This window comes from Bradyrhizobium cedriense, assembly GCF_054602315.1.
This window is the reverse complement of the sequence record NZ_JBTSWB010000001.1, coordinates 312,240-321,275: the sequence shown is the minus strand read 5'-3', so window position 1 is coordinate 321,275 and position 9,036 is coordinate 312,240. Positions and strand designations below refer to the sequence as shown.

Below are 9,036 nucleotides of genomic sequence, written 5' to 3'. Positions count from 1 at the left end.
CGCCTGGTCGGATAACTTGAAGCCAGGCTGATATGGAGTCACGCCGTTGACCGACCTTCGCGCCGAAGACCTCGCCGCCATTTATGCCAAGCCGACCCCGCGCGTGATCGCGAAAGCGCGGCCCGCGATCGATGCGCATGCGAAGAAGTTCATCGAGATGTCGCCGTTCTGCGTGCTCGCGACGTCGGGCGCGGACGGCAGCGTCGATGCCTCTCCGCGCGGCGGCGGCATCGGCTTCGTCCGCGTCGCCGGTCCCAACCAGTTGCTGATGCCCGACCGCTCCGGCAACAACCGGATCGACAGTTTTCGGAACGTGGTCGAAGGCTCCGGCTTCGTGCATCTCCTGTTCTTCGTGCCGGGGATCGACGAGACGCTGCGCGTCGGCGGACGCGGCACGCTGTCGGCCGATCCGGATCTGCTCGCCGCGATGGTGGAGTTCGGCAAGCCGCCGCGCGCTGTGCTGAACGTCGCGGTCAGCGAAGTCTATTTCCACTGCGGCAAGGCGTTGATGCGCTCGAAGCTCTGGTCGCCCGAGAAAGTGCAGCGCTCGGTCATGCCGAGCATCACCGAGGTCATCCACGACCAGACGGGCTTGGGCGAGCCGCAGAGTCAGGAGATCGTGGAAGAACTCTACAAGACGCAATTGTAGCGGGCCGCTTTTGCTGTTCGAGCAGACCGTCATGCCCGGGCCTGACCCGGGCATCCACACATTCGTCGTGCGGCACTATGTGGATGGCCGGGTCAAACCCGACCTGACGAATGGAGAGAGCGGAGCCTTAGTGTCCCTCGCCCTCGAGCCCGCCGACGTGCTTCTGGGTGTAGAGTTCGAGCCCGATGCGGCCGATCAGGTCGAGCTGGGTTTCAAGGAAGTCGATGTGGTGCTCTTCGTCGCTCATCAGCTTCTCGAACAGGTCGCGCGTGACGTAGTCCTTGACGCCGTGGCAGTAGGTCGCCGCTTCCTGGTACAGCGCCCGCGCGCTCATCTCCGCGGCGAGATCGCACTCGATGATCTCCTTGACGTTCTGGCCGATGCGCAGGGGATCCAGCACCTGCATGTTCGGGAACCCGTCGAAGAACAGGATGCGCTCGGTGAGCTTGTCGGCGTGCTCCATCTCCTCGATGGACTCCTTGCGCCAGACCTTTGCCATGTCCAGCAAGCCCCAATTGTCGAGGAAACGGTAGTGCAGCCAGTACTGGTTGATCGCAGTCAGTTCGTGACGCAGCGCCTTGTTGAGATACTCGATGACTTTTGCGTCGCCCTGCATGGTTCACTCCAGCTCTTGCAATCCAAATCGGCCCTAAACCGAATTTAGAATGCTTCTAAATGACTTTGCGGAGAAGGGCAACCTGTCACCGGGGCGCAGCCGGGGAAAAGCTCGACCGATCGGGGTGACTTCAGCAGGCTGCGAGGGCGAACTGGGCGGGTTCGGCCGTCTCGTCATTGGCGGCCACAGTGTTGCCGTGCGGACAGCCGGCACAGCAGGACTGGGCGCACGGGCCGAGTGCTTCATCGATGATGGTCTTGATGGTTCGCGCACAACGGCCGCATTCGGCGCTACAGCCGAGGCATCCATAGACCTGCTTGGCATGTCGCACTGCGTCGTCGGCCTCCGCAAGGGCGGCGCGGATGTCTTCATCGCTCAGCACGTTACAGGAACAGACGATCATGGAAGCGGCAGGCCCTTCGGTGATGCGCCATCATCGATATTTAAGCGGCCGGCCGGATGCAAAAGGAAAAAGCGGTATTTGAAGCTATTCCAAACTGGCCTGGAAACAGCCTAGAACAGCTCTAGAACGGGGGCGTTGAGCGGGGTCAAGAATGCGGTGCGGGTCTAGTCGCCGCCGCCACCACCACCGTCGCCGCCCCCTCCGCAATCCCCGCCGCTGCTGCCGCTGTCGCTGCTGGAACAGCTGCCGCCACCAATCGAGTTCCCCGAACTGTGGCTCGAAAACCAGCTTCCCAGTGAGAAGCCAGTGTCTGGTGCAGCATAGCCATCGAGGCCACCACTACTCCCTCCGTCGCTGCGGGCCGCCGCGCGGGACCGCCGCCCGCGGTTCTGGAGATGCGTGATCAAGCCGTAGCCGATCGCGAGAACGATCGCGGCAGCAATCACTGCACTGACCATCCCGTTGCCCATCATCGTCTCCCCGGTGGAACTGTGGTGCGAGCCAATTGGTCGTGCCTGGCAAGGGCGCCGTTCATTGATCATTCAAGCGAAGTATGGAACTCTGCCCTCAAAGAGTTCCCGCGTGAAGCGTTCCCCGGGTGATCGTGTGAAGGTCAAGCCAATGAAGAAGTCGCTCCTGGCAGTTACTGCCATCCTCACCCTGGCCCTGACGGCCGGAACGCCGGCCCAGGCGCAGCGCGGTGTCGCTGCCGGCGTCGCAGCCGGGATCATTGGCGGCGCCATCGTCGGCGGCGCGCTGGCCTCTCCGTATTATTACGGACCAGGGCCCGGCTATGGCTATTACCAGCCGGGCTATTACCCGCCCCGCTACTATGCGCCGGGTCCGGGCTACGTCGCCGACGGCTATTACGGCGGCGGCTGCGTCTGGCAGAAGCAGCGCTTCTGGGACGGCTATGCCTGGCGCATCCGCCGCGTCAGAGTTTGTGGCTGAGGCGCCCTTATCCGGTTCGCTACGGACGCGCCGTTCATCTCGGAGCCCGAAAAAGACCGCTTTTTCTCGTCACAGCTCCGTGTGCGTTTACCGTGGATTGACCATTTGCGCGCTTCCTAACCGCAAGGCCAAATTCCATCAGAGTGTGCGTGAACCTTTGAAACCCGGGCCATCCCTTACAAGGGAAGTCCATCTCCCAGGAGAGCCAAGAGCATGAAGAAGACTTTAGTTGCTGCCCTCACGGTCGCGACGGTCGCCGCTTCGCTGGTGACCGCGACTCCGTCCGCGAAGGCGCATGACGGCATCGGCGCGGGCATCGCGGCCGGCCTGATCGGCGGCGCGATCGTCGGCGGCGCCATCGCGTCGAGCCGTCCGGCCTATGGTGGTCCGGTTTACGTGGCCGAGCCCGGCCCACCGCCCCCACCCTGCTACTGGCAGCGCCAGCGTTATTGGGACGGCTATGGCTGGGTCGTTCGCCCGGTTCGCGTCTGCTACTGATCTGATCGCACCGCGCTCACAAGCGCCGCGATCGAAGCCCGGCCGAGACCATCGGCCGGGCTTTTTCTTTTGGTCCCGCGCTATCGCCCCGCCTGGATCGAGCGCAGCACCTCTTCGCTCGGCCAGCAATCGACCTTGAGGCCTGCCGACTTCTGATAGGCGCCGAGTGCGGCGCGCGTCTGCATGCCGGCCTTGCCGTCGATCTTGTCCTTGTAGAGCCCGACGCGCGTCAGCTCGCGCTGCATCGTCTCGACGTCTTTCGTGCGCAGTTGCTTCGAAGCCGACCACGGCGTTGCGAATGGCAGCGGGCTGGTCATACGGTCGCTGAGATGGCCGACGAACAGCACGTAGAGGTCGGAGAAATTGTACTCCTTGATGACGAAGTAGTTCTTGGTGGTCAGGAAGGACGGGCCGTAGATGCCTTCGGGCTGAAGCAGCGAGGCCGGCTCCGCCTGCTCGGCGGCACTGAGCTTTTGACCGCGCACCGGCACGAATCCTTCGCGCAACCATTGGCCGATCGGCTTCGTCACCTCAGGCACGCCGGCGGTGCAATCGACCTTCGCCGGTGCCCGCACCTCGTAGGCCCAGCGCAAGCCGCTTTGCCAACCCTTGTTGACGAGCTGCTGCGCGGCCGAGGCCAGTGCATCCGGCACCGAGTGCCAGATGTCGATGCGGCCATCGTCGTCGAAATCGACGCCATGCTTGTAATATTCCGACGGCAGGAACTGCGTCAGCCCAGTGGCGCCGGCCCAGGACGAGCGCATGTCCTTGCGCGTCACCACGCCCTCGCCAAGGATCTTGAGCGAGAGGATGAACTCGTTGCGGTACTGATCCTTGCGGCGGCCGACATAGGCCTGCGTCGCCAGCACGCGCAGGAGATCGTAGGGCAGCGCGTAGCGGCCGTAATCGGTCTCGCGCCCCCAGATTGCCAGCATCACGGTGGCGGGCACACCGGACTTCTTCTCGATCTCGGTCAGCACCGGCCGATATTTCTGCAGCAACCGCTGCCCCTCGCCCGCAAGCCGCGCGATCGAGGCTTCCCTGACGTAATCGGCCGGCACCTGCACGAACTCGGCCTGCGACGGCGCGCCGGTCGCAGGTCGGCCCGGCAGGATCAGATCAGGCAGCTTGTAATCGGGCTCGAGCCCGCGCGTCTGTTGCTCGAACGTCGCACGCGAGACGCCTGCGGCCTGCGCTTCCGGCCAGAGCGAGGCGACGAACTGCGTGAACGCCGCGTCTGCTGCGCGGGCGGACGACCAGCCGCAGGTGACCACGATCACCGCAGCGATGAGCGCCCGCCGCATCATGCCGCCGTCACCGCGTCAGCTTCTTGTACTTCACGCGATGCGGAATGATGCTGTCCTGTCCGAGCCGGCGCATCTTGTCTTTCTCGTAATCCTGGAAGTTGCCCTCGAACCACTCGACGTGGCTGTCGCCTTCGAAGGCCAGGATGTGGGTCGCGATGCGGTCGAGGAACCAGCGATCGTGGCTGATGATGACGGCGCAGCCGGCAAAGTCCTCAAGCGCCTCTTCGAGCGCGCGCAGCGTGTCGACGTCGAGGTCGTTGGTCGGTTCGTCGAGCAGCAGCACGTTGGCGCCGGACTTCAGCATCTTGGCGAGATGCACGCGGTTGCGTTCACCGCCCGAGAGCGCGCCGACCTTCTTCTGCTGGTCAGCCCCCTTGAAGTTGAAGGCGGAGCAATAGCCGCGCGAATTGACCTCCTTCTTGCCGAGCAGAATCAGCTCGTTGCCGCCGGATATCTCCTCCCACACGTTCTTGTTGCCATCGAGCGCATCGCGCGACTGGTCGACATAGCCGAGATGCACGGTCTCGCCGACCGTGATGGTGCCCTTGTCCGGCGTCTCCTGCTTGGTGATCATCTTGAACAGCGTGGTCTTGCCGGCGCCGTTCGGGCCGATCACGCCGACAATGCCGCCGGGCGGCAGCTTGAAGGTGAGATCGTCGATCAGGAGGCGGTCGCCAAAGCCTTTGCTGAGACCCTCGAAGTCAACGACGTTGGCACCGAGCCGCTCGGCGACGGGAATGATGATCTGCGCAGTCTGGGTCTGCTTCTCGCTCGCCTGCTTGAGCAGATCCTCGTAGCGCTGGTAGCGCGCCTTCGACTTGGCCTGGCGTGCCTTCGGCGACGATGCGACCCATTCCTGCTCGCGGGCGAGCGTCTTCTGGTGCGCTGCGTCCTCGCGTCCCTCCTGCTCCAGACGCTTCTGCTTCTGCACCAGCCAGGACGAGTAGTTGCCCTCGTAGGGGATGCCGCGGCCGCGATCGAGCTCGAGAATCCAGCCCGTGACGTTGTCGAGGAAGTAACGGTCGTGGGTGACGATCAGGATCGCGCCGGGATAGTTGCGTAAGTGGCCTTCGAGCCACGACACCGACTCGGCATCGAGATGGTTGGTGGGCTCGTCGAGCAGCAGCAGTTCGGGCTGGTCGAGCAGCAGCTTGCACAGCGCGACGCGGCGACGCTCACCGCCGGAGAGTTTCGCCACGTCGGCATCGTCGGGCGGGCAGCGCAGCGCGTCCATGGCCTGGTCGACCTTGCTGTCGAGATCCCAGAGGCCCTGAGCCTCGATCTCGTCCTGCAGCTTGGTCATCTCGTCGGCGGTCTCCTCGGAATAGTTCATCGCCAGCTCATTGTAGCGATCGAGGATGGCCTTCTGCTTGGCGACGCCCAGCATGACGTTCTCGCGGACCGAGAGCTTGGGATCGAGCTGCGGCTCCTGTTCGAGATAGCCGACGCGGGCGCCCTGGGCGACCCAGGCCTCGCCGTTGTACTCCTTGTCGAGGCCCGCCATGATCTTGAGCAGCGTCGACTTGCCCGAGCCGTTGACGCCGAGCACGCCGATCTTGGCATCCGGGTAGAAGCTCAGATGGATGTTATCGAGCACCTTCCGGGTCGGGTAGCTCTTGGTCAGGCCCTGCATGAAATAGATGAACTGGCGCGCCATCGGTCCCGTGAAACCTTCGATTTGAGGAAATTTGCTTGCCGCCGATGTAACGATCCCGCCCCAAAAGGGCAACGTTTTCCATCCGTTCACCACGGATGAATACGGACGGACACCATCCGGCGCAATCCGGACAATTGAAACCATCTTTTAATAAATCAGGCCGAAAGCTCGGTTTCGCGCGGAAACAGCGCCGCCCGCTCAGAACGAACGGCGAGCACAGCGAGGCCGCATCATGGCTCTGATCGAGACCAACACTCTTCCTGTTCCGGCAGAAGCCGGCCACATCTCCGGGTTCGCCTCGGAGATCAAGGGTTTCTGGAAGCGCTTCTTCGCCACTGCGTTCAACCCGTACCGGCCCGAGCTGCACTACATGCGTGGCCCCGGTCCCGCCTGGCGCGCCAAGCACGGCGTGGATGCGCCGTTCCGCCTGAAGCCCAGGGATATCTGACCCCTCCGACCTGTCGGATTTTTGAAGACGCGAGCAGCTTGCGCATGGGTCTGATTGCGCGCAACCATGGTCTGGTTCTGAACGATGGCGCCCTCGCCTCGCGCCGTCACCCCTCGCATGGATGGGACACTGATGAGCCGGCTGCGCTGTGCAATTCTCGACGACTATTTCAACCTCGCCCTCGACGTAGCCGACTGGACGATACTGTCGGATCGGATCGACGTCACCGTGTTCAGCCATCCGTTCGCCTCGGAACAGGCCGCGGAAAGTGCGCTGGCCGATTTCGAGATCGTCTGTGCGATGCGCGAACGCACGGCGTTCCCCGAGAGCCTGTTCGACAAGCTGCCGAAGCTGAAGCTGCTGCTGACGTCAGGCATGCGCAACGCTTCGATCGACATGGAGGCCGCGAAAGCGCGCCGCATCGCGATCGGGGGCACGCAATATTCGCGCGACCCGACGGCGCCGCTCACCATGGGCCTGATCCTGGAACTGACCCGCGGCATCGGCCGCGAGAATGCGCGCATGCATGCCGGCGAGCCCTGGCAGAGCTTTGCCGGCGTCGAGATCGAGGGCTTGACGCTTGGCATCGTCGGGCTCGGCAAGCTCGGCAGCAAGATGGCCGGGATCGCGAAAGCGTTCGGTATGAACGTGATCGCCTGGAGTCCCAATCTCACCCCGGAGAAGTGCAGGCAAGCCGGCGTCGGCTACGCCAGCAAGGAGGAGCTGTTCGCCAGGTCCGACATCGTCACCATCCATGTGGTGCTGAGCGAGCGTTCGCGCGGGCTGGTTGGAGCTGCCGATCTCGCGCGGATGAAGCCGACGGCCTTTCTCGTCAACACCGCGCGCGGGCCGATCGTCGACGAGCAGGCGCTGCTCGAGGCGTTGCAGCAGCGCAGGATCGCGGGCGCCGGGCTAGACGTGTTCTCGGTCGAGCCGCTGCCGGTGGATCACCCCTTCCGCAAGCTCGACAACCTCGTGCTGACGCCGCATCTCGGCTACGCCACCAGCGACGGCCTGCGCATCCATTACGGCCAGATGGTCGAGGCGATCGACGCCTTCACCAGGGGCGGCGAGCTGCCGCGCAGACTGGCCTGAAATGAGAAGGGCGTGCCAACGGCACGCCCTTTCTGCAATCTGGTATGGCCGAAGCGTTCAGCGCACGGTGACCGGAGCGGGCAGCGGCGGCACGACCGTCGGCTGGGTGCCGGGGACCGGACCGGCCTGAGCCGCGACGGAGGCAGCTCCCGTCGTCGGCGCAGCGGAGGCGGTCGCCGTTCCCGGCGGGGGACCGCCCGGCAGCACCACCACGCGGGTGCCGACCTTGACGCGATCGAACAGGTCGGAGACGTCCTCGTTGAGCATGCCGATACAGCCGGAAGACACGAACTTGCCGATGGTCGAGGGCTGGTTGGTGCCGTGGATGCGGTAGACGGTCGAGCCGAGATACATCGCACGGGCACCGAGCGGATTGCCGGGGCCGCCAGCCATGAAGCGCGGCAGATAAGGCTGGCGCTCGATCATCTCGGTCGGCGGATGCCAATCCGGCCACTCGGCCTTGCGGGTGATCTTCTGCACGCCGGTCCAGGTAAAACCGTCGCGGCCGACGCGGACGCCGTAGCGGATCGCACGGCCGTTGCCGAGCACGTAATAGAGGTAAGTGTTGGACGTATCGACCACGAGCGTGCCAGCCGGCTCCTTGGTCTGGAACGCGACCTCCTGGCGGCGCAGGTTCGGCGGCAGCTGCACCGGCGCAGCATCGGGCTGCTCCTCGGGCGGTAGCGCAGCCAGTGTCATCGGCCGGCCATCGGCGCCGACGGGGGGCTGCGCGGCCTGGACCGTCCCGGTCGCGGCGGGACCACCGACCGCCTCCGGCGGACGCAGGCCGTCATTGGCCGGTGCCTGGCCCTGTCCCGGACGATTGGCATAGATCACCGGTGGCGGACCGGCGGGCCGGCCGTAACGGGGATCGTCGGGCGACATCACGGGCCCCTGGGGCGGCGCCGCCGAATACACCGGGGCGCCAGCCGGACGGCCGTAGCGCGGATCATCGGGCGACATCACGGGGCCCTGCGGCGGGGCAGCCGAATAGACCGGAGGGGGGCCGGCCGGTCGGCCGTAACCGTAGCGCGGATCGTCGGCCGAACCGGGCGACGGCAGCGACATCTGCGGCATCGCCTCGTCGTCTTCATCCAGCGCGTCGAAATTCGGCGTGCGATCGCCCGGCCGGTATTCGGCCGGGGCGCCATAGCCCGGTGCCTGCTGGACCGGATAGCTCTGAGCCTGAGCGAGCGAGGTTCCCGCCGCAGCGACCGTTGCGGCAGCGCATATCGTCAGAAAATGTTTGATCATCATCGCTCTTGTATAGTCCCGAAGCCCGATCGGACCGTTAACGGCCAGATGACGGAAGATAGCGGCACATTCAAGACATATCAGGCCATTTGCGCCGGATTTGCCGATTTGTGATCCGAATGACGACCGTTGCCCCGTTGCATCACGGGATTGAAATC

Annotated in this window: 10 protein-coding genes; 5 read left to right on the top strand and 5 right to left on the bottom strand. The window is 64.6% G+C overall.

The window, feature by feature from the left end; genetic code table 11:
- The first annotated feature begins 46 nt into the window (after positions 1-46).
- The gene (locus tag ACYCVF_RS01555) at positions 47-649 is read left to right on the top strand and encodes an MSMEG_1061 family FMN-dependent PPOX-type flavoprotein (RefSeq protein ID WP_061027218.1); all 603 of its coding nucleotides are present in this window, start codon (positions 47-49) and stop codon (positions 647-649) included.
- A gap of 127 nt (positions 650-776) precedes the next feature.
- Here the strand turns inward: ACYCVF_RS01555 and bfr are convergent, their stop codons facing one another.
- Positions 777-1,265 carry a bacterioferritin gene (bfr, locus tag ACYCVF_RS01550; protein ID WP_061027217.1) on the bottom strand — a complete coding sequence of 163 codons (489 nt, stop codon included), beginning with the start codon at positions 1,263-1,265 and terminating at the stop codon, positions 777-779.
- 130 nt (positions 1,266-1,395) lie between these two features.
- The gene (locus ACYCVF_RS01545) at positions 1,396-1,668 is read right to left on the bottom strand and encodes a (2Fe-2S)-binding protein (protein ID WP_459596792.1); all 273 of its coding nucleotides are present in this window, start codon (positions 1,666-1,668) and stop codon (positions 1,396-1,398) included.
- Between the two features lie 621 nt (positions 1,669-2,289).
- Between ACYCVF_RS01545 and ACYCVF_RS01540 the strand changes: the two genes are divergently transcribed.
- Positions 2,290-2,619, top strand: coding sequence for a hypothetical protein (locus tag ACYCVF_RS01540; RefSeq protein WP_459597951.1), 330 nt, complete (start codon positions 2,290-2,292; stop codon positions 2,617-2,619).
- A gap of 213 nt (positions 2,620-2,832) precedes the next feature.
- Positions 2,833-3,117, top strand: a complete 285-nt coding sequence (locus ACYCVF_RS01535) for a hypothetical protein (RefSeq protein ID WP_459596791.1) — start codon at positions 2,833-2,835, stop codon at positions 3,115-3,117.
- Positions 3,118-3,197: 80 nt separating this feature from the next.
- Here the strand turns inward: ACYCVF_RS01535 and ACYCVF_RS01530 are convergent, their stop codons facing one another.
- Entirely contained in the window at positions 3,198-4,424 is a 1,227-nt protein-coding gene (locus tag ACYCVF_RS01530; protein ID WP_459596790.1) for a lytic murein transglycosylase, read from the bottom strand.
- Positions 4,425-4,431: 7 nt separating this feature from the next.
- Entirely contained in the window at positions 4,432-6,081 is a 1,650-nt protein-coding gene (ettA, locus tag ACYCVF_RS01525) for an energy-dependent translational throttle protein EttA (RefSeq protein WP_459596789.1), read from the bottom strand.
- A gap of 232 nt (positions 6,082-6,313) precedes the next feature.
- Between ettA and ACYCVF_RS01520 the strand changes: the two genes are divergently transcribed.
- Positions 6,314-6,529 carry a hypothetical protein gene (locus ACYCVF_RS01520; RefSeq protein WP_459596788.1) on the top strand — a complete coding sequence of 72 codons (216 nt, stop codon included), beginning with the start codon at positions 6,314-6,316 and terminating at the stop codon, positions 6,527-6,529.
- Positions 6,530-6,661: 132 nt separating this feature from the next.
- A complete protein-coding gene (locus ACYCVF_RS01515) occupies positions 6,662-7,624 on the top strand; it encodes a D-2-hydroxyacid dehydrogenase family protein (protein WP_459596787.1) in 963 nt (320 codons plus the stop codon).
- Between the two features lie 57 nt (positions 7,625-7,681).
- Here the strand turns inward: ACYCVF_RS01515 and ACYCVF_RS01510 are convergent, their stop codons facing one another.
- Entirely contained in the window at positions 7,682-8,878 is a 1,197-nt protein-coding gene (locus ACYCVF_RS01510; protein ID WP_459596786.1) for a L,D-transpeptidase, read from the bottom strand.
- Positions 8,879-9,036 lie beyond the last annotated feature (158 nt).